This window comes from Stappia sp. MMSF_3263 (genome assembly GCF_030733745.1).
Taxonomy (GTDB): domain Bacteria; phylum Pseudomonadota; class Alphaproteobacteria; order Rhizobiales; family Stappiaceae; genus Stappia.
In genome coordinates, this window is record NZ_JASHIK010000011.1 from 139,545 (window position 1) to 159,235 (window position 19,691).

General features: G+C 66.8%; 16 protein-coding genes. 7 read left to right on the forward strand and 9 right to left on the reverse strand.

What is annotated here, in order from left to right; translation table 11 throughout:
• Positions 1-3: 3 nt before the first annotated feature.
• A complete protein-coding gene (locus RBB46_RS13780; RefSeq protein ID WP_306029575.1) occupies positions 4-957 on the reverse strand; it encodes a LysR substrate-binding domain-containing protein in 954 nt (317 codons plus the stop codon).
• 74 nt (positions 958-1,031) lie between these two features.
• The gene (locus RBB46_RS13785) at positions 1,032-1,832 is read right to left on the reverse strand and encodes an aspartate dehydrogenase (protein WP_306029576.1); all 801 of its coding nucleotides are present in this window, start codon (positions 1,830-1,832) and stop codon (positions 1,032-1,034) included.
• 185 nt (positions 1,833-2,017) lie between these two features.
• Here RBB46_RS13785 and RBB46_RS13790 point away from each other — a divergent pair, with 185 nt between their 5' ends.
• Positions 2,018-4,201 (forward strand): xanthine dehydrogenase family protein molybdopterin-binding subunit, encoded by a 2,184-nt coding sequence (locus tag RBB46_RS13790; RefSeq protein ID WP_306029577.1) that lies wholly within the window; start codon positions 2,018-2,020, stop codon positions 4,199-4,201.
• Positions 4,202-4,205: 4 nt separating this feature from the next.
• A complete protein-coding gene (locus tag RBB46_RS13795; RefSeq protein WP_306029578.1) occupies positions 4,206-5,159 on the forward strand; it encodes a dihydrodipicolinate synthase family protein in 954 nt (317 codons plus the stop codon).
• 62 nt (positions 5,160-5,221) lie between these two features.
• On the opposite strand, the gene RBB46_RS13800 is transcribed toward RBB46_RS13795, so the two are convergent.
• The 3 genes from RBB46_RS13800 to RBB46_RS13810 all read right to left on the reverse strand — a co-directional run bounded on the left by RBB46_RS13800 (position 5,222) and on the right by RBB46_RS13810 (position 10,030).
• Positions 5,222-6,388 (reverse strand): osmoprotectant NAGGN system M42 family peptidase, encoded by a 1,167-nt coding sequence (locus RBB46_RS13800; RefSeq protein ID WP_306029579.1) that lies wholly within the window; start codon positions 6,386-6,388, stop codon positions 5,222-5,224.
• Positions 6,385-8,136 (reverse strand): N-acetylglutaminylglutamine synthetase, encoded by a 1,752-nt coding sequence (gene ngg / locus RBB46_RS13805; RefSeq protein WP_306029610.1) that lies wholly within the window; start codon positions 8,134-8,136, stop codon positions 6,385-6,387. Before ngg ends, RBB46_RS13800 begins: the two co-directional genes overlap by 4 nt.
• Before the next feature lie 118 nt (positions 8,137-8,254).
• On the reverse strand, positions 8,255-10,030 hold the full coding sequence (locus tag RBB46_RS13810; RefSeq protein WP_306029580.1) for an N-acetylglutaminylglutamine amidotransferase: 1,776 nt from the start codon (positions 10,028-10,030) through the stop codon (positions 8,255-8,257).
• A 166-nt stretch (positions 10,031-10,196) separates the two neighbouring features.
• Between RBB46_RS13810 and RBB46_RS13815 the strand changes: the two genes are divergently transcribed.
• Positions 10,197-10,697, forward strand: a complete 501-nt coding sequence (locus RBB46_RS13815) for a MarR family winged helix-turn-helix transcriptional regulator (protein ID WP_306029581.1) — start codon at positions 10,197-10,199, stop codon at positions 10,695-10,697.
• 90 nt (positions 10,698-10,787) lie between these two features.
• On the opposite strand, the gene RBB46_RS13820 is transcribed toward RBB46_RS13815, so the two are convergent.
• From RBB46_RS13820 to RBB46_RS13830, 3 genes are all read right to left on the reverse strand, one after another.
• Positions 10,788-12,158, reverse strand: a complete 1,371-nt coding sequence (locus RBB46_RS13820; RefSeq protein WP_306029582.1) for an aspartate aminotransferase family protein — start codon at positions 12,156-12,158, stop codon at positions 10,788-10,790.
• A gap of 63 nt (positions 12,159-12,221) precedes the next feature.
• Complete coding sequence (locus RBB46_RS13825) at positions 12,222-13,706, reverse strand: NAD-dependent succinate-semialdehyde dehydrogenase (RefSeq protein ID WP_306029611.1); 1,485 nt, start codon at positions 13,704-13,706, stop codon at positions 12,222-12,224.
• Between the two features lie 150 nt (positions 13,707-13,856).
• The gene (locus tag RBB46_RS13830) at positions 13,857-14,342 is read right to left on the reverse strand and encodes an Lrp/AsnC family transcriptional regulator (RefSeq protein WP_306029583.1); all 486 of its coding nucleotides are present in this window, start codon (positions 14,340-14,342) and stop codon (positions 13,857-13,859) included.
• A 160-nt stretch (positions 14,343-14,502) separates the two neighbouring features.
• Between RBB46_RS13830 and RBB46_RS13835 the strand changes: the two genes are divergently transcribed.
• From RBB46_RS13835 to RBB46_RS13850, 4 genes are all read left to right on the forward strand, one after another.
• Entirely contained in the window at positions 14,503-15,684 is a 1,182-nt protein-coding gene (locus tag RBB46_RS13835; RefSeq protein WP_306029584.1) for a M24 family metallopeptidase, read from the forward strand.
• Between the two features lie 37 nt (positions 15,685-15,721).
• Positions 15,722-16,885: an acetylornithine deacetylase gene (gene argE, locus RBB46_RS13840; RefSeq protein WP_306029585.1), complete on the forward strand. Its 1,164-nt coding sequence runs from the start codon at positions 15,722-15,724 to the stop codon at positions 16,883-16,885.
• Between the two features lie 129 nt (positions 16,886-17,014).
• Positions 17,015-17,569 carry a hypothetical protein gene (locus RBB46_RS13845; RefSeq protein WP_306029586.1) on the forward strand — a complete coding sequence of 185 codons (555 nt, stop codon included), beginning with the start codon at positions 17,015-17,017 and terminating at the stop codon, positions 17,567-17,569.
• Positions 17,570-17,572: 3 nt separating this feature from the next.
• Positions 17,573-18,814, forward strand: coding sequence for an HlyD family secretion protein (locus tag RBB46_RS13850; protein WP_306029587.1), 1,242 nt, complete (start codon positions 17,573-17,575; stop codon positions 18,812-18,814).
• Positions 18,815-18,838: 24 nt separating this feature from the next.
• Here RBB46_RS13850 and phnF read toward each other — a convergent pair whose 3' ends face one another.
• Entirely contained in the window at positions 18,839-19,588 is a 750-nt protein-coding gene (gene phnF, locus RBB46_RS13855; protein ID WP_306029588.1) for a phosphonate metabolism transcriptional regulator PhnF, read from the reverse strand.
• Positions 19,589-19,691 lie beyond the last annotated feature (103 nt).

Sequence of the window (19,691 nt, forward strand, 5' to 3'; positions counted from 1 at the left end):
GCGTCAGAAGCTGCCCGCGACCTGCCGCAGCTGCTCGAGAAAGTAGCTGACGGCCGGCGTCAGGCCCTTGCCCTTGCGATAGGAGACGCCGACGGGCCCGATGGGGATCGGCACGTCCCAGGGCAGACGGGCCAGGATGCCGGCGGCGATGTCCTGGTCGACGACATGGCTCGGCAGCATGCCGATCATGGTCGAATTGGCGAGCAGGCTGCGATTGGCGAGAAAAGAGACGGATTCCACCGCGTTGATCGGCGAGGACAGGCCATGGTCGAGAAAGACCAGGTCGATCTGCCGGCGCAAGGTGGTTTCCGGTGGCGGCAGGATCCAGCCGTATTCCATCATGTCGGCGAAGCCGACACGCTTGCGCGACACCAGCGGATGGTTGACGCCGGTCACCGCGATGACCTTTTCCTCATAGAGGCGCTCCTGCAGCAGCTCATCCCGGTGGCGATGGGTTGGCAACCGGCCGACGACGAGGTCGAGCTCTCCCGAGCGCAGCGCCGGCATCAGCACCTCGTTGGTGCCTTCCTGGATCTTGATGGACAGGTTCGGTTTCTCGGCGAGGACCCGGGTGATTGTCCTGGGCAGGAGAAGCGAGGAGGCGGCGAGCAGCGTACCGATGACGATGCGGCCGCTGGACCCTTCGGCGAGATCGTCAAGCTCCTGCGCGGCGTGGGAGATCTGGGCAAAGATCAGCTTGCCGTGGCGGGCGAGCGCCTCGCCGTAGATGGTCGGCACCACGCCGCGATTGGTGCGCTCGAACAGCATGACGCCGAAATCGGCTTCAAGGTCCTTGATCAGCTTGGTGGCGGCCGGCTGGGACAGGTTCAGTTCGCGTGCCGCATGCAGGATCGAGCTGTGCCGTTCGACGGCGACAAGCAGGCGAAGCTGTTTCAGCTTCAGCCGCGTCAGGATGCGCTCGACGATGCGGAAATGCTTCTGGGTCGGTTCGCTCATCGGACCTTGCGCCGTTGCGCGAGCCGCCGCCGACGGGCGGTCGCCGATTTCAGGCGGTAGCCGATCCACGTCGGTCACGCAACCAGGATCGGCGTCTCGAGCGACAGGGCGGCATGGATCATGCTCATGGCCGTGAGGGCGGAGGATTTGGGGTTGTCGGGAAGAGGCCGGCCCTGCAGGCGCAGCGTGAAGGTGCCGAAATCGCCCTCGGCTTCCAGCTCATGGCAGTTGCTGGTGCAGGCCGGGTCGGCGACCAGCTCGACCTCGGTTGCGTCGAAGCCGATGCCGGCCAGCGCAATGCTCGCCGTGACATTGGCATTCTTCGGGTAGAGGCGCGCGGCCTCGCGCGCGGACCCGCGAAAATGGGTCCGTGCGGCACCGAGGCGGTCGAGATCCAGGATGGTTTCGGCAGGTGTGCCGCGCCAGCTCGCCGGCGGCTTGCGGCCGCGATAGGTCACCCGGGCAAGGCCGCCCTCGCGCGCCGAGGCGAGGACGTCGAGCCCGCCGATCGCGCCGGCGGCGATGCGCAGCCTCGCTTGGCCGTCACGGGCGGCCGCGGCCAGCGTGTCCCTCAAGCTGTCGTCGGCCAGCGCGCCAGCCGCGACGCTGGTCAGGTCGATGCCCTGGCGAAGAACCCTCTCGCCATGAGCGATCAGTCCGGAGTGACCGGCGCAGTCGAGCACCAGGTCCGGGCGGGTGGGCAATTCACAGATGTCGCCGACAACGGCCACGCCATCGCCCATCGCCGCGCGTGCCGCGTCGAGGCTGCCCGCCCGGCCTATGACGCCGGCGAGACGGATGCTCTCGCGGTCGGCAAGCACGCCTGCGACATGTCGTGCGATCGCGCCGTATCCGATGATGGCGACAAGCTTCATTCACTGCTCCGGAGCTGGTTGGAAACCTTGTGCAATTCTGCGGCAGAGCGGGAGGTTTTGATATCCAATATACGGATAGCAGATTTGAAACATGATATTTGCCGCGATATCTGAACGGCGTCACTCTCCGGCAAACCCCATCCGGGCACGTCCGTCGCCCAGCCTCAGAAAACGGGTAGCTTGCCGTGACGATCGATATCGCAGGCCATGTCGTGGCCAGCCTTCCTTCCGCTGACGAGGCGCCTGCCTCGGGACGCGAAGCGCAGATCGGCCGCGCGGTGCGGCGGCGCGAGGACGATGCCCTGGTGACCGGGCGGGGCTGTTACGTGGCCGACGTGCCGCTCGACAAGCCGCTGCATGTCGCCTTCGTGCGCAGTCCGATGCCGGCGGGCGAAATCCTCTCCTGCGACGGGGAGGGGGCGCTGCAGATGACAGGCGTTGCCGGCTTCGCCTGCGGCGAGGATGTCAGGCATCTCGGCCGGCTCAGCGTCAATCCCGTCCTGACAATCGAGGGCGAGGTGCCGTTCCCGGTGCTGGCCTATGGCCATGTTGCCGCCGTCGGGCAGCCGGTCGCCGCTGTCTTTGCCGAAAGCCGGGCGCTTGCCCAGGACGCCGCCGACATGGTGGCGGTCGATATCGGTGACGCGCAGGAGAGGCGGGCTTCCGGTGGGGATGCCCGTATCTCGGGCCATTGGCGGCAGGGAGATGTCGAGACGGCGATGGCATCCGCTGCCCATGTCGTGGAGACCCGGGTCGAGCATCCGCGTCTCGCGCCCTCGCCGCTGGAGCCGCGCGGTATCGCGGTCGCTTTCGATGCGGCGACGGAAAGTGTCATCGTCTGGTATTCGACGCAGACGCCGCATCGCGCGCGGCGCGAACTCTCCCGCATCCTGGGGATCGAGGAGGCGCGGATCGCGGTCCGGGCGCCGGATGTCGGCGGTGCCTTCGGCATGAAGGCTTCGCTCTATCCCGAGGAAGTGCTGTGCGTGTGGGCAGCCTTTCGCTTTCGTCGCGACATGCGCTGGATCGCCTCGCGGAGCGAGGACCTGCTGTCGGCGAGCCACGGGCGCGGCGCGACAAGCCGGGGACGGCTGGCGGTCGATGGCAAGGGGCGGTTCCTGGCGCTTTCCGCCGAGATCGAATGTCCGCTCGGACACTGGTTGCCGTCGAGCGCTGCCATCCCGCCCTGGAATGCCGGGCGTATTCTGCCGGGCGGCTACGCGCTTGACGTGATCGACGTGCGCTCGCGCGCGCAGCTTTCCAACAGCGCTCCCGTCGGCATCTATCGCGGCGCCGGCCGGCCGGAAGCGAACTGCCTGATGGAACGGCTGGTTGACGAGGCAGCCGCCGCGACCGGTCTCGATCCGCTCGAGATCCGGCGGCGCAACCTGCTTTCTCCCGAGAGCTTTCCTCATCGCACGGCGAGCGGGGTGACGCTCGATTCCGGTCGCTATGGCGCGCTGCTCGATACGCTGGCGGCGGAGGCCGGCTATGCGGGTCTGCGCGAGGCCGTCGCCGAGCGCCGGGCGCAAGGGGAGATCGTTGGCCTGGGGCTCGGCTTTTATATCGAGCCTTGCGGCACGGGCTGGGAAAGCGCCCGGGTGACGTTGCATCCGGACGGCCGTGCCGAAGTGGCGGCCGGCGGCAGCAGCCAGGGGCACGGACGGGAGACGGCTTTTGCCCAGATCGTCGCCGACCGGCTGGGGTTGCCGCTGGAACGGGTGGCGGTCCGGCACGGCTCGACGCAGGACTGCCCGACCGGCATAGGCGCGCTGGCGAGCCGCAGCACGGCGATCGGTGGCGGGGCGCTTGTCACCGCCTGCGACGAGGTGCTGGCGAAGCTGGAGGCCGGCGAGGGCGCGGACGCGCCGGTCAGCGCCGAAGCGGTCTACGAGACCGGAGGCGAGGCCTGGGGCTACGGCGCTTATCTTGTGCTTCTGTCGATAGATCCGGACACAGGCGCGCCGACCATCGAATACGCCCATTGTGTCGACGACATTGGCACGGTGATCAATCCGATGCTGGTCGAGGGGCAGATCCGCGGCGGCTTCGCGCAAGGGCTCGGCGAGGCACTGATGGAGCGTGTCGTCTATGACGGCGACGGCCAACTGGTGACAGGTTCGCTGATGGACTACGCGCTGCCGCGCGCCTCCGACATGCCGGCGCTTGCCATTGGCAAGACGGTGACGCCCTCGCCCTTCAATCCGCTCGGCGCAAAGGGGGTCGGCGAAGCCGGCACGATCGGCGCGCCTGCGGCCATCCTCAATGCCGCCAGCGACGCGTTGCGTCCGTTTGGTGTCACCGACCTTGCCATGCCGCTCACCGCCGAAAGGCTGTGGGAGGCTCTTCATTCCGCCCGAAAGAGGTGACCAGATGAACTATTCCCGGCTCGACGCCAAGGACCATGCCCGTGCCAACATGAAGGGCATCTGGGCCGCCGCGCTCAATCCCTTCAACGCGGATTTCTCGTTCAACGAGGCGGGCCTGAGGGCCAACATTCGCCACTGGGTGGACGACCTCGGCATTGCCGGCCTGTTCATCGCCGGCAAGCAGGGCGAGTTCTTCTCCATGTCGCTCGACGAGCGCAAGCGCAACTTCGAGATCGCGGTCGAGGAAACCTCCGGCAAGGCCGGGACGATCATGTCCTGCTCCGACCAGAATTTCGACACGGTGATCGAGCTGGCCAAGCATGCCGAGGCGGTCGGCGCCGACTACATCGTCGTGCATGCGCCGGTCCTCAACTTCGTCACCGACCAGGATGACACCGTCTACGAGTACTACAAGGCGATCTGCGAGAAGGTGAACATCGGTATCGCCATGTGGAGCCACCCGGACTCCGGCTACCTGATGAGCCCGGAACTGTGTGCCCGCGTTGCCGAACTGCCCAATATCGTGGCCATCAAGTACAGCGTGCCGCGGCCGATGTATGTGAAGCTGACGGAAATGGTCGGCGACAGGATCCTCGTCTCCACCGCTTCCGAGGAGGAGTGGCTCGACAACATTCTCGAGCTCGGATGGCAGCTTTACCTGTGTTCCTCGCCGCCCTACCTGCTGCAGAGCGCGAAGGATCGGCGCATGCACGACTACACGCAGGCCGCCCTGGCGGGCGATGCTGCGCGGGCACGGGAGATCAGCGCCAGCCTCGATCCTGTGCGCAAGGCGCTGAGGGGCACGCGACCGGGCGGCAAGCCGCAGGCGCACCAGAAATACTGGCAGGAGCTGCTCGGCCAGGTCGGCGGGCCGGTGCGTCCGCCGCTGCTGCAGCTGACGGACGCGGAACGCGCGGCAACGAAGGCGGCCTTCGAGGCCTGCGGGCTGAAGCTCTGAGGCTGGCAAGCAGACGGACACGTGAAGGGCCGCCATTGGCGGCCCTTTGAGTTTCAGCTGCCTCAGGCTTGCGGAATCTCGGTGTTTTCGGCATCGGGCGTCAGGCTCTGCTCGGCTTCCGCCGTCGGCTGCCGGGTGAAGCCGGAGACGCCGGCGGTTTCCTCGTAGTCGCGCGGGATATCGACAGGGCTTGCCACATAGGCGGTGATCAGTTCGGCGAGCGAACGCAGCGCATGCATGTGGATGCGCTCGTAGCCATGCGAGCTGTCGATGCCGAAGGTGATCAGCGCGGTGCGCACATCGGCTCCCGCCTCAACCGCGCTGGCCGAATCCGAGCGGTAGTAGCGGAATACGTCCTTCTGGTAGCGGATGTCGTTCTCCTGGCAGAGTTCGACGAGCTTCTTGGTCAGGTGGTAGTCGAAGGGACCGGTCTGGTCGGCCATCGAGAAGGTGACGCCGAACTCGCTGGAGTTCTGGCCCGGCGCGGTGGTGCCGTTGTCCACCGCGATCAGCGAGGCGACGTCGTGGGTGATGATCGAGGAGGCGCCGACGCCGACTTCCTCGGCGATGGTGAAGAGCCAGTGGATGTCGACGGGCGTCTCGACATTGGCCTCCTTCAGCGCCTTGAGCGCGGCGAGCATGACCGCGACGCCGGCCTTGTTGTCCAGATGGCGCGAGATGATGAAGCCGTTTTCCAGGAATTCCGGCTGCGGGTCGATGGCGACGATGTCGCCGACCTCGATGCCGAGCCGGTCGAGATCGCCGCGGCCGAAGGCCAGCGCGTCGACGCGCAATTCGACGTGGTCCCAGCCGATCGGCGCAGAGTCGATCTCGTCGTTGAAGGTGTGGCCGGAGGATTTCAGCGACAGGATCGTTCCGCGATAGGCCCCGGACTGCGAGAACATGGTGATGCGCGCGCCTTCGGCGAAGCGTGCCGACCAGTTTCCGATCGGCACCAGCGCGAGGCGGCCGTTCTCCTTCAGGTATTTCACCTGTGCGCCGAGCGTGTCCAGATGGGAGACGAGGGCCCGGGCACCGCGGGTCTCGCGGCCGCGGCGGATCGCGCGGATCGCGCCGCGCCGTGTCAGCTCAATCGGCAAGGAGAGGCGCTCCAGCTCGGCCGAAACGAAGCGCACGACCGTGTCCGTGTAGCCGGTCGGGCTCGGGATGGTGAGCAGCGCTTCCAGGGTCTGGGCGAGATATTCGGTGTCGATGGTCAGTCGTGTCATGCGGCCCCCTGGTTGGTGTGCTGGTCGGTGACGGCCTGGCGGGCGGTCGCCGGCATTGAAAGCGGAAACAGAAGGTCGACGAAGCGCTCGGCCGTCGGCTGCGGTTCGTGGTTGGCAAGGCCGGGGCGCTCATTGGCCTCGATGAAGCGGTAGTCGGCCTCCGTCGGCGCCTTGACCATCAGGTCGATGCCGGTCACCGGAATGTCGATGGCCCGCGCTGCGCGCACCGATGCCTCGACAAGCGTGGGGTGAACGATGTCGGTGACGTCGTGAATGGTGCCGCCGGTATGCAGGTTGGCGGTCCGCCGCACCAGCAGTTCCTCGCCGGCGGGAAGCACCGTGTCCATGTCGTGCCCGGCCTGGCGAACCGTACGCAGGGTTTCGGCATCGAGGGGAATGTGGGATTCTCCCCCGGTTGCCGCCGCGCGGCGACGGCTTTGCGCCTCGATCAGTTCGCGGATGCGGCTCGATCCGTTGCCGACCACAGACGGCGGGCGGCGGATGGCGGCGGCCACAAGGCGGTAGTTGATGACAATCAGGCGCAGGTCCTGACCCTCCACGCATTCCTCCACCAGCACCGTGTCGCAGAGCCGTCCGGCTTCCTCGATGGCGGCGTCGATGTCTTCCTGCGAGGTCAGGCCGACGGCAACGCCGCGGCCTTGCTCGCCGCGGGCCGGCTTGACGACGACCTTGCCATGCTCTCGCAGGAAGGTCGCAAGGTCGCCATTGTCCTGTCCGGCGACGATCTGGGCCGGAACGTGTACGCCTGCGCCCTCGACCACCTTGCGGGTCGCGGTCTTGTCGTCGCAGAGCGACATGGCGACGGCGCTGGTCAGTTCGCTCAAACTCTCCCGGCAGCGGATCGTGCGGCCGCCTTGCGAGAGCGAGAAGAAGCCCCGCTCGGCATCGTTGACCTCGACCCGGATGCCGCGCCGGCGCGCCTCGCGCACGATGATCTTGGCGTAGGGGTTGAGCGCCTCGTCCATGTCGGGGCCGGTGTAGAGCGTCTCGTTGATCGGGTTCTTTCGCTTCACGGTGAAGAAGGGGACGCGGGCGAAGCCGAGCTTCTCGTAAAGGGAGATCGCCTGGTCGTTGTCATGCATGACCGACAGGTCGAGATGGGCAAGGCCGCGCGCGGCGAAATAGTCCGCCAGGTGGCGGACAAGCGCCTGGCCGACGCCGGGGTGGCGGGCCTGGGGATCGACGGCGAGGCACCAGAGCGAGGCGCCGCGTTCGGGGTCGTTGAAGGCGCGGGCGTGGTCGACGCCGGTCACCGTGCCGAGGATCTCGCCGCTGGCTTCGTCCTCGGCAACGAAATAGCAGATCGAGCGAGCGTCCCGCTTCGACCAGAAGAAGTCCGGCGGCACCGGCACCATGCCGCGCGCGGCGTAGATGCGGTTGATCGCCTCCGCGTCGGTCTGGGCGGTGAGGCGGCGCAGGAAGAAGCCGGCCGGCGCCTTTTTCGACGAGCGATAGGTGGCAAGGTCGAGGCGGAACGTGTGCGAGGGGTCGAGGAAGATCTCCTGCGGGGCGTTGGCCAGCAGCACATGCGGATCGCGCACATAGACCGCGATGTCGCGCCGGTCGGGCAACTCGCCCTCCAGCGTCGTCAGCAGTTTCTCTGTGTCGTGGAAGGTCTGGCCGAACAGCAGCCGCCCCCACCCAAGATCTAGCGCGCAGTTCTCCAATGGCACCGGCGTGTCGCCTTGCTGGTTGTCGATGGGCGGCTTCAGCCCGTGCTCGCGCATGCGCTTGAGCCGGTATGCATAGGCATCCCGGTGACGGGTATCGCGTGCGCCCCGCGCGGGGGCGTCCGTTCCCTTGCCACCCTTGCCGCCGGTTTTCTTCGCCGTCATGACCTCGTCCTCAAATGTCGTTGGTCTGCAGCCACAGCTCAAGCAGGGCGACCTGCCAGAGCTCGGACCCTTGCAGCGGCGTGATATGCGTCGTCGGGTCCTGGAACAGCGTCTCCAGATAGCTTTCCTGGAACAGGCCCCGCTCGCGCGCCGACTGCGACGTCAGGGCATCACGCACCATGTCGAGATAGGGGCCCTGGATGTATTTGAGCTGGGGCACCGGGAAGTAGCCCTTCTTGCGGTCGATCACCTCATGCGGGACGACCTTGCGGGCGGCCTCCTTGAGCACGCCCTTGCCCCCTTGCGCCAGTTTCAGCTCCGGCGGGATGCCGGCGGTGAGCTCGACGAGTTCGTGGTCGAGGAAGGGCACGCGCGCCTCCAGTCCCCAGGCCATCGTCATGTTGTCGACCCGCTTGACCGGATCGTCGACCAGCATGATCTCCGCATCGAGGCGTAGCGCCCGGTCGACCGGGGTCTCCGCCGCGCCCTGCATCAGGTGGGCGGCGACGAAATCGTGCGCCTCGTCGCGGGATGCCATCCAGTCGGGGGAAAGATGCCGTGCCATCGTCTCGCGCGAGCGGTCGAAGAAGACGCGGGCATAGTCGGCGACCACGTCATTGGAGCCGGCAAGCGGGGGATACCAGTGATAACCGCCGAACACCTCGTCCGCCCCCTGGCCCGACTGCACCACCTTGATGTGTTTCGACACCTCCCGGCTGAGCAGGAAGAAGCCGATATTGTCATAGGAAACCATGGGCTCCGATTGTGCCGCGATCGTGTCAGGCAGCGACGACATCAGGTCGGCGGAGGGCACGAAGATCTTGTGGTGATCGGTGCCGAAATGGCTGGCGATGAGATCGGAATAGACGAATTCGTCGCCTTTCTCGCCGTTCGCCTCCTCGAAGCCGATGGAGAAGGTCATCAGATCCTTCTGCCCCTCCTCCGCGAGCAGGCCGACGATCATCGAGCTGTCGACGCCGCCGGACAGCAGCACGCCGACCGGCACGTCGGCGACCATGCGGCGGCGCACGGCGACGCGCAATGCCTCCAGCACCCTGTCGCGCCAGTCGTCGGCGGACAGGTTCCGGTCTTCCTCGCGGCGGGTGTAGGAGGCGTTCCAGTAGCGATGCTCGCGGGTGGTGCCGTCGGCCTCGATGCGGCGGACAGTCGCCGGCGGCAGCTTGCGCACGCCATTGAGGACGGTCCGCGGGGCAGGCACGACCGCGTGGAAACTCATGTAGCAGGCCAGGGCCGCCCTATCGATGCCGGTGTCGACGTCGCCGCCAGCCAGCAGTGCCTGAAGCGTCGAGGCGAAGCGCAGGCGCTTGCCCTTCTCCGCAAGGTAGAGCGGCTTGATGCCGAAACGGTCGCGGGCCAGCGTCAGCGAGCCGTCCCGGCGGTCGTGGATGGCGAAGGCGAACATGCCGTGGAAGCGCTTGACGCAGTCGGGCCCCCAGGCGTGGAAGGCCTTTAGGATGACCTCGGTGTCGCCGTGCGAGAAGAAGGAATAGCCCTTCGCCTGCAGTTCCTCGCGCAGCTCGGGATAGTTGTAGATGCAGCCGTTGAAGACGATGGCAAGTTCCAGCGCGGGATCGGCCATCGGCTGGGCGGCCTTTTCGGTAAGGTCGATGATCTTCAGCCGGCGATGACCGAGCGCCACCGGGCCCTGTGCCATCACGCCGGATCCGTCGGGACCGCGTGGCGCGAGGCGTTCCGTCATCCGGGCGACCGCCTCCGCGTCCGCAAACTGTCCATCGAAACGCATCTCTCCGGCAATTCCGCACATGAGCGACTGCCCTTTCCTGTCTGTTCTTCCGTGTCTTGCGGGCCACGATCCGGCCTGCCGTGCCGGGATATCCCGGTTGGTTCACGAGATAGTTAGGATACAAATGATTTGAAATCAAATGTTTTGTGCTGTAATGATTCCTGTGAAGATCTGGAAGGAGAAGCGCTTGCAGGAAGATCGCGATTACGCTCCGCAGGATGCGGCCGACGTCATCCGCTCGATCCGCAGGATTGTGCAGGCCATGGACGTGCGCTCGAAGCGGGTGGCACGGGAAACCGGAATGACGATCCCGCAGATCGTGGTGCTCAACGCCGTCCGCGATTTCGAGACGGCGACCACCGCCGAAATCTCGCGGGTTGCCAACATCAGTGCGGCGACCACGGTGACGATCCTGGAAAAGCTGGAGGCGCGCGGCATCGTCAACCGCCGGCGCAGCACCGTCGACCGGCGGATCGTGCACAACGAGTTGACGCAGGAAGGGCGGGCGATGCTCGCATCGGCGCCGCCTCTCATTCACCGGCGCTTCTTCTCCGGCATGGCCGGGCTCAGCGAAGGCGAGCAGCAGACGATCATTCGCGCGTTCCAGACGGTAGCGGACCTGCTGGAGCCGGATGATCCGCAGCCGCGCGATCTGATGGACGGAAGCGAGGCAGGTTTGCCCGCCTGAAGCCCGCGATACCCGTGAAACGAAAAAGGGGCCGGCGCACCGCGCGCCGACCCCTTTTCCTGATTGCAGCGGCCCTGTCGGGCGGCCCGTTCAGCCGAAGACGTCGTCGACTGCGGCGCGGGTCTCGGCGACGATCCGGTCTGCTTCGGCCGGGGTCAGGCAGAGCGGCGGGGCGAAGCCGAGAATGTCGCCCTGCGGCATGGCGCGACCGATAACCCCGCGCTTGAGCAGGGCGCTGGCCAGCGCCGGACCGACCTTGGCGGAGGGGTCGAAATAGGTGCGGCTCGCCTTGTCGTCGACGAACTCGATGGCGCAGAGCATGCCTTCACCGCGGATCTCGCCGACCTTCGGGTGGTCCGCAAGGGCGGTGTGCATCGCCGCATTCAGGTTGGCGCCGGTCTCGCGGGCATTGGCGACGAGGCCGAGATCGTCGATCAGCTTGAGGTTGGCAACGCCGGCGGCGGCTCCGATCGGATGGGCGGAATAGGTCCAGCCGTGGCCGATGGCGCCGTTCTCGTCGGTGCCGCGCTCCAGCACCTCCCACACCTTCTTCGAGATGATCGAACCCGACAGCGGTGCATAGGCCGAGGTGAGGCCCTTGGCGATGGTGATGATGTCGGCTTCCATGCCGTAGTGGTCGGAGCCGAACATGGTGCCGAGGCGCCCGAAACCGGTGACCACCTCGTCGGCGATCAGCAGGATGTCGTGGCGCTTCAGAACCTTCTGGATCCGCTCCCAATAGCCGGCAGGCGGGGGCACGATGCCGCCGGTGCCCAGGATCGGCTCGCCGATGAAGGCGGCGATGGTGTCGGCGCCCTCGCGGGCGATCAGCGCCTCGAGTTCCGTCACGCAATGCTCGACGAAGTCAGCCTCGCTCATGTCGAGATCGGAGCGGCGGAAATAGCAGGGCGCCTCGGTGTGCAGCACCTGGGAGAGCGGCAGGTCGAACTTCTTGTGGAACAGTTCCAGCCCGGTCAGAGAGCCGGTCACCAGCCCTGAGCCGTGATAGCCGCGCCAGCGCGAGATGATCTTCTTCTTTTGCGGCCGGCCGAGAATGTTGTTGTAGTACCAGACGAGCTTGACGTTGGTCTCGTTGGCGTCCGACCCGCCAAGGCCGAAATAGACCTTCGACATGTTGGAAGGCGCGCGCTCCAGGATCATGTGGGCGAGCGTGATGGAGGCCTCCGTGCCGTGGCCGACATAGGCGTGATAATAGGCCAGTTCGTGCGCTTGGGCGGCGATCGCCTCGGCGATCTCCTTGCGGCCGTAGCCGACATTGACGCAGTAGAGCCCGGCGAAGGCGTCGAGCAGGCGGTTGCCGTCGCGGTCCTGGATGAAGACGCCGTCGCCGCCGGTGACGATGCGGGTCGGGCTTTCGCCGCGCGCATGCTGGGCAAGGTGGGTGGAGGGATGGAAGAAGCTTTCCCGGTCCCATTGTCCGAGCTGGTCATTGGTCAGCATTGACGGTCTCCTTGTGGTTGTTTCGGGCGGTTCGCCAGTGTCGTTCTTGTGCAAGAGGGGCGGTCAGCCCCAGTCGCGGCAGACATATTTGAGGTCCATGAAGGCGCGCATGCCGTCGGCGGCGCCCTCGCGGCCGATGCCGGACTGCTTCATGCCACCGAAGGGGATCGGGGCGCCGGTGACCTTGGTGCGGTTGACGGCGATCATGCCATAGCGCAGCGCCCGCGACAGACGGTAGATCCGGCGAGGGTCTTCGCTGTGCAGGTAGGCGACGAGCCCGTACTCGCTGTCATTTGCCAGTGTCACCGCCTCCTCCTCGCTGTCGAAGGGACGGATCGCGGCGACCGGCCCGAAGGTCTCCTCGCGCATGATCAACGCATCGGCGGGGACATCGGCAAGGACGGTCGGGCGATAGAACAGGGACCCGGCCGGATGGCGTTCCCCGCCGGTCATGAGCCTGGCACCGCGCTGGAGCGCATCGGCGACGTGTTCCTCCTGCTTGGCGACCGCCTTCTCGTTCATCAAGGGGCCGATGTCGGCATCGTCCATTCCGGGCGCGACGGTGAGCGCGGCGGTGGCTTCCGCGAAGCGCTTGCAGAATGCCTTGTAGAGCGGGCGGGCGACAAGGAAGCGGTTGGCGCCGAGGCAGTCCTGGCCGGAGGTGGCGAACTTGGCCTTGACGGCCTCGGCAACGGCACGGTCGAGATCCGCGTCGGCGAAGACGATGAAGGGGGCGTGACCGCCCAGTTCCAGCACCAGGCGTTTCACCGTGGCCGAGGCTTGCCGATAGATCAGCCGGCCGATCTCGGTCGAGCCGGTGAAGGAGACGGCACGCACGCGCGGATCTTCCATCCAGGCGCCGACGATGGTCGCGGCATCGCCGGTCACCACATTGAAGACACCGGCGGGAAAGCCGGCGCGTTCGGCAAGTTCGGCCAGCGCCAGTGCCGAGTACGGCGTCTCGTGCGAGGGGTGGACAAGGACCGTGCAGCCGGCGGCAAGGGCCGCGGCCGCCTTGCGGGTGATCATGGCGCAGGGGAAGTTCCACGGCGTCACGAGGGCGGCGACGCCGACCGGCTCCAGCCAGGTCTCGACCTCGGCATCGGCGAGATGCGAGGTGACGCCCTCGACATTCGGCCGGCGCGCCTCCTCGGCGTAAAACTCTATGAAGGCGGCGGCATAGTCGATCTCGCCGCGCGCCTCGGAAAGGGGCTTGCCCTGCTCCCGCGTCATCAGGCGGGCGAGATCCTCGCGGTGTTCCAGGACGAGGTCGTACCAGCGGCGCAATACTTTCGCGCGCTCCTGCGGCAGCAGCGCCGACCAGCCGGCAAAGGCCCGGTCGGCCGGATCGACGGCGGCCCGGGCCTCGCTCGCCGACAGGCTGGCCACGTCGCCGAGCCGGTTGCCGTTGGCGGGATCGCGGACGGTGAAGCTCCGCCCGTCGCCCGCGGCGCACCAGCGCCCGTCGATATAGGAGAACTGCCTGAACAGGCGTGCGTCGCCAAGAACGGGTTGCGTGCGTTCGCCGGTGCCGGCCGCGGTCGTCATCATTATCCGTCCTCCTCGTCGCGTCACGTCCAGGGGCGGGTTCATGACCCGCCTGCAAGGACAGGATGCGTCGAAACAGGGCGAACAAGCGTCTTTAACGGACGGGGGCGCCAGACGATTCGTCTTTTTTTGCCGCTCTCCGGCGACCGTTCAGCCTGCTCCGCCCAGCAGCATGTCGAGGGGAGGGGCATGGCCGGTCTTGACCGGCTTGGTGACGATGTAGGTGTAGTAGCGGGCGAGCCCCAGGCCCTGGTCGAGCAGCCGGTCGATCAGCCGCTGATAGCTGTCGACGTCGCGCGTGACCACTTGCAGGAGGTAGTCGAAACCCCCGCCAAGGGCCCAGCACTGAACGATTTCCGGATGGGTCTCGACGGCCCGTTCGAAGGCCTGAAAGGCCGCAGCGCTGTGGTTTTCCAGCTCCAGCGTCACGAAAACAGTGACATGGGTGGCGGTCTTGCGCAGCGCGATCTCGGCCCTGTAGCCTTCGATCACGCCGGCCTTTTCCAGCCGCTTGAGGCGTTCCCAGCAGGGCGTCGGACTGAGATTGATGCGCCGCGCCAGGTCCGCCTTGGACAGGCGGCCCTCGCGGGAAAGCACCTTCAGGATGGCAATGTCGCGGTCATCGAGGCGGATCATGGTAGCGTCATAGCGGGCAAGGGGCAGGAGAGTCCATCTACTGTGGCGTCGGCAAGCGCGGCGCTCGCCGCGAGCCGCTTGAAAAATCATGCTGTCCAAGCGCCGAGTCGGCTGTGTAAAGATCGCCGGAGGCCGCAATGCGACGCATGGAGGAGAAGGAATGCCGGCGACCGAGCTACCGTTTACCGATGCGGAATTCTCCAGACGCCTTGAAAAGGTGCGCGCTGCGATGCGCGAGAAGGACATCGACATCCTTTTCGTCGAGGATCCCGCCAACATGGCCTGGCTGACGGGCTATGATGGCTGGTCCTTCTACGTTCACCAGGGGGTGCTCGTCTTTCACGATGCCCATCCGATCTGGTGGGGACGGCGCCAGGATGCCAACGGCGCCGTGCGCACCGTGTGGATGGATGACGACCGGGTTGCCGCCTATCCCGACCATTATGTCCAGTCGACCGTGCGCCACCCGATGCAGACGCTCGCGGCCCTGATCCGCGAACATGGCCACGGGCGCTCGCGCGTCGGTGTCGAGCTCGAGAACTACTATTTCTCGGCCAAGGCTTTCCTGACGATGCAGGAGGAACTGCCCGAGGCGTCCTTCGTCGACGCGACGGCGCTGGTCAACTGGCAGCGGGCGGTGAAGTCGGAGGAGGAACTCGTCTTCATGCGCCGGGCGGCGCGCATTTCGGAAAAGATCATCGACGGCGTCTTCGACCGGATCCGGCCGGGGATGCGCAAGACCGATCTCGTCGCCGACATCTATGCCGATGCGATCCGAGGCACGGAAGATGCCTGGGGCGATTATCCCTCGATCGTGCCGCTGCTGCCGAGCGGATCGGACGCGGCCGCGCCCCATCTCACCTGGGACGGACGCCATATCGAGCCCGAGACGGCGACCTTCTTCGAGATCGCCGGGTGCTATCGCCGCTACCACGCGCCGTTCTGCCGGACGGTTTATCTCGGCACGCCGCCGAAATACCTGCGCGATGCGGAGACGGCCCTGGTCGAGGGACTGGAAGCCGGGCTCGAGGCGGCGCGCGCCGGCAACACGGCCTCGGACATTGCCAGGGCGTTGGGCGCGCCGCTGGAGCGGGCCGGCATCGACCGTTCGGCGCGGTGCGGCTACCCGATCGGGGTTTCCTATCCGCCGGACTGGGGCGAGCGGACGGTCTCGCTCAGGGTCGAGGACGACACGGTCCTGGAAGCCGGCATGACCTTTCATTTCATGCCTGGCCTGTGGATGGACAGCTGGGGGCTGGAGATCACCGAGAGCATCGTGATCATGCCCGAGGGGCCGGCGGAATGCCTGTGCAATCGGCCGCGCGCGCTTTTCGTCAAATAGAGTATCTCGCGGCGACGGGACGGCAGGGAGCGGCACGATGGCACTCATCGACGACACCAAGGAGATCCTGGGCGAGCTGATCGCCTTTCCCACGGTCTCCAGCGACAGCAATCTGGAACTGATCGCCCATGCCGCCGACCGGCTGGGCGCGCTCGGTGCGGAGACCCGGGTGCTGGTCGACGAGACGGGCTCCAAGGCCAATCTCTTCGCCACGATCGGGCCGGAGCGCGACGGCGGCATCGTGCTGTCGGGCCATAGCGATGTGGTGCCGGTGGCCGACCAGGACTGGTCGGCCGATCCCTTCGCCATGCGCGAGGCGGACGGCCGTCTGTATGGGCGCGGCGCGTGCGACATGAAGGGCTTCATCGCCGCCGTCCTGGCGGTGGTGCCGCTTTTCGCGTCCCGACAGCTGTCGCGGCCGCTGCATGTGTGCCTGACCTATGACGAGGAGGTCGGCTGCCTTGGCGCGCGCAAGCTTGTCGGCGACCTTGCCGCCATGGACATCCGACCCTCGCTCGCGATTATCGGCGAGCCGACGGAAATGCGCATCATCGAGGGGCACAAGGGATGCTGCGAATACACGACCGTCTTTCGCGGGCTGGAGGGACACGGCTCTGTGCCCGATGCCGGCGTCAACGCGGTCGAATACGCGGTGCGTTATGTCACCCGCCTGATGGAGTTGCGTGAGGTGCTGAAGGCGCGCACGCCCGACGGCAGCCGGTTCGAGCCTCCCTGGACGACGCTGCAGGTGGGGCGGCTTGCCGGCGGCGTCGCGCATAACGTCATTCCCGGCCTTGCCAGCGTCGACTGGGAGCTGCGACCGGTGAGCGAGGCCGACCGGCACTTCATCTGCGAGCAGGTCGATGCCTATGTGGCCGGCGAGTTGCTGCCGGCGATGCGCGCGGTGCACGGATCGGCGGAGGTGGTGCGGCATGTCATCGGCGAGGTCGCGGGGCTTGAGCCCGTCGACGACAACGAGGCCCGGCGGATCGTCGCGGCCCTGACCGGGGCGAATGGCGCCGACGTCGTCTCCTTCGGAACCGAAGCGGGGCTCTTCCAGCAGTTCGGCATGTCTGCGGTGGTCTGCGGGCCGGGTTCGATTGCCCAGGCGCACAAGCCGGACGAGTTCGTCGAGATCAGCCAGCTCCAGGCCTGCATTGCCATGCTGACGGGGCTCGCCGGCAAACTCGCCGCCGCCTGAGTTCTGTGGGGGCAGGCCGGACAACTCTCGCCGGATACCACTTCCCGATTGCCTGCGACGGGCGGCGTAGTAGGATAAGGCCTACTGTGCGTTTGAAGATTTCGACACAGGCCTGCTTCGGAGACATTGATGGCGGAATCCCTGCATCCCTTGGCTCCTCATTCCATCCCGTTCTTTCTCCCGGATGCCGACGGCGGCGACCAGTTGATGACCACGATGCTCGTCGGGCTGGTGGTCGCGATTGTCGTGCTGGGCTCGCTCTACATGCGCCTGCACTCGCTGCCCGAGCGGATCGCCCATGGCAACGACCGCATGCAGTTCGAGATCGTCGCGATCCTGGCTCTGCTGGCGCTGTTCACGCACAACAACCTGTTCTGGGTGGCGGCGCTGCTGCTCGCCTTCGTCCGGCTGCCGGATTTCGTCACGCCGCTGGGTTCAATCTCTGAATCGCTGAGGACGCTGGCGCGCCGGGAGCCGGCGGCGCGGACCGTTTCGGGGGCGCTGCCCGACGACCCGCCGGATGCCCCGCCGCCAGATGTCCCACCGCCGGATGCGCCCGCATCGGATTTGCCACGAGCCACAGCGCTCCAGGCAAAGACCGTTGCCGGCGGGGAGCCGGGTGGTGCGGACTCGGATGTCGCAAAGCCGGCCGGGCCGGACGCACAGACCGACGGGAGGAGCTGAGCGATGTTCGAACTCATCTTCTGCTCGCTCGTGACGATCCTGCCCGACTATCTCTACCGCCGCTATGTCCAGGGAAAACGGATCGGCCGGGAGATCACCCTCTATTCGGTCTGGTTCGAGCTGCGCTACGGCATCGTCACCTGCGCCATGCTGACGGTTTCGGTCATCACGATGGTCTTCTACTACCATCCGACGGCGACCGGCGCCGTTTCGGTCTACCGCACCGTGCCGATCCTGCCCGACAGGCCCGGCCGGGTCGCCGAGATCTATATCGACCTGGGACTGGAGTCGCAGGTCAAGGCCGGCGAGCCGATCTTCCGGCTCGACAGTTCCCAGCAGCAGGCCGAAGTCGAGATCGCCTCGAAACAGGTCGGCGAGATCGAGGCCGACCTGGCCCTCGCCCAGGCGGAGTTGCGGGTCGCGCAGGGGCAGGTCGACCAGGCCACCGCCGCCTTGACGCAGGCCAGCGAAGAACTCGCCACTCGTCAGGAACTGATGGCGCGCAACGCCAATGTCGTCTCGCAGCGTGACATCGAGCGGCTTGAAAACACCGTCAGCAGCCGCCAGGGCGGTCTGGCGGCGGCGATCGCCAATCGCGAGATGGTGGAGACGAAGATCTCGGTCGCCTTGCCGGCGCGGCTTGAAAGCGCAACGGCCCGGCTGAAGGAAGCGGAAGTCGCACTCACCAAGACCACCGTGCATGCCGGGGTGGACGGGACCATCACCCAGTTCAACCTGCGGGTTGGGGATATCGTCAACCCGGTGCTGCGTCCCGCCGGCCTCCTGATTCCGGCCGACACGGCGCATGCCCGCATCGCCGCGGGCTTTGGCCAGATCGAGGCGAAGGTGATCAAGGTCGGCATGGTGGCGGAAATCGCCTGTGCCGCCGTGCCCTTCACGGTCATTCCAATGGTGGTCACCGAGGTGCAGGCGAGCATCGGAGCCGGGCAGGTGTCCGCGAGCGACCGGGTCCAGGACGTGTCGCAACTGGCACGGCCGGCTTCGATCACCGCGCTGCTGGAGCCGCTTTATCCGGGCGGGCTCGACGAGGTGCCGCCGGGCAGCCAGTGCATCGCCAATGCCTATACGAGCAACCACGAGCGGCTGGCCACGGACCCCTCGCTTTCAACCGGGCAGTACGTGTTCCTGCATGTGGTCGACACGGTCGGTGTCGTTCATGCGGCGATCCTGCGTCTGCAGGTCCTGCTGTTCCCGATCCGCACACTGGTGTTGTCCGGCCACTGAGCGACGGCCGCCAGCCCGGCAGCGTCAGGGCAGGTCGGTTGCCGGCTCGTCCGGGGCGACGGAGAGTGTCACCCGGTCGGCGGCGAAGCGGCTGCGGCTTGCCTGGATCGGACGACCTTGCGGGTCGGCGTTGACCGAGCGGGTCAGCAGAACCACGGCGCCGGGCTGCAGGGCGAGGTCCTCGCGGTCCGCACCGGTCGCGGGCGCGGCCGAGATTTCCGTCGAGACACGGACATAGTCGGAAACCCCGCAAGCGGCGAGTGCGCGGGTGATCGAGCCTTCGCGGCCATAGGCCTCGACCAACCCCGAAAAGCGTTCGGCATCGAACCAGTGGACGGCGCGCGACAGCGGCACGCCATCCGCCTCGCCCAATGTCTCGAGCCGCAGCAGCGGTGCGTTCGGGGACAAACGGAGCGTCGCTGCAAGTTCCTCGTTCGCCGTTTCCCTCAATGAGCCGATCAGCCGGGTGACCGCGGTTGCGACCTGACCGCCGAGGCCGGCGGAAAAGCGGGTGCGTGCGCCGATCGGATAGGTGACGCGCCGGCGCGGAACAACTGCGGTGCCGCGACCCTGGACGGTCTCGACGACGCCTTCGCGCGCGAGGGCCGCGATCGCCTGGCGGACGGTGTGGCGGTTGACGTCGAAGCGCGCCGCCAGCGCCGCCTCGGTCGGCAGACGCCCGTCGTCGTGGTCGCCATTGCCGATGGCCGCGCGAATGTCGTCGGCGATCTGGCGCCAGAGCGCGACGCCTGTCCGCCGTTCGATGCCGCTCATCCCGTTTCCTTTCGGTGCCCGCGAACCCCTTCGACGGATCTGCTCCCTTCTACGCAGCCCCCGGCGCACAGGGCAAGCGCCAGGCACGGATCGTGGTGTCCGC

Coding starts and splice junctions, on each gene's coding strand:
- RBB46_RS13780 (WP_306029575.1), bottom strand. CDS start 957: ATGAGCGAACCGACCCAGAAGCATTTCCGCATCGTCGAGCGCATCCTG.
- RBB46_RS13785 (WP_306029576.1), bottom strand. CDS start 1,832: ATGAAGCTTGTCGCCATCATCGGATACGGCGCGATCGCACGACATGTC.
- RBB46_RS13795 (WP_306029578.1), top strand. CDS start 4,206: ATGAACTATTCCCGGCTCGACGCCAAGGACCATGCCCGTGCCAACATG.
- RBB46_RS13800 (WP_306029579.1), bottom strand. CDS start 6,388: ATGACACGACTGACCATCGACACCGAATATCTCGCCCAGACCCTGGAA.
- ngg (WP_306029610.1), bottom strand. CDS start 8,136: ATGCGCGAGCACGGGCTGAAGCCGCCCATCGACAACCAGCAAGGCGAC.
- RBB46_RS13810 (WP_306029580.1), bottom strand. CDS start 10,030: ATGTGCGGAATTGCCGGAGAGATGCGTTTCGATGGACAGTTTGCGGAC.
- RBB46_RS13820 (WP_306029582.1), bottom strand. CDS start 12,158: ATGCTGACCAATGACCAGCTCGGACAATGGGACCGGGAAAGCTTCTTC.
- RBB46_RS13825 (WP_306029611.1), bottom strand. CDS start 13,706: ATGACGACCGCGGCCGGCACCGGCGAACGCACGCAACCCGTTCTTGGC.
- RBB46_RS13830 (WP_306029583.1), bottom strand. CDS start 14,342: ATGATCCGCCTCGATGACCGCGACATTGCCATCCTGAAGGTGCTTTCC.
- RBB46_RS13835 (WP_306029584.1), top strand. CDS start 14,503: ATGCCGGCGACCGAGCTACCGTTTACCGATGCGGAATTCTCCAGACGC.
- argE (WP_306029585.1), top strand. CDS start 15,722: ATGGCACTCATCGACGACACCAAGGAGATCCTGGGCGAGCTGATCGCC.
- RBB46_RS13845 (WP_306029586.1), top strand. CDS start 17,015: ATGGCGGAATCCCTGCATCCCTTGGCTCCTCATTCCATCCCGTTCTTT.
- RBB46_RS13850 (WP_306029587.1), top strand. CDS start 17,573: ATGTTCGAACTCATCTTCTGCTCGCTCGTGACGATCCTGCCCGACTAT.
- phnF (WP_306029588.1), bottom strand. CDS start 19,588: ATGAGCGGCATCGAACGGCGGACAGGCGTCGCGCTCTGGCGCCAGATC.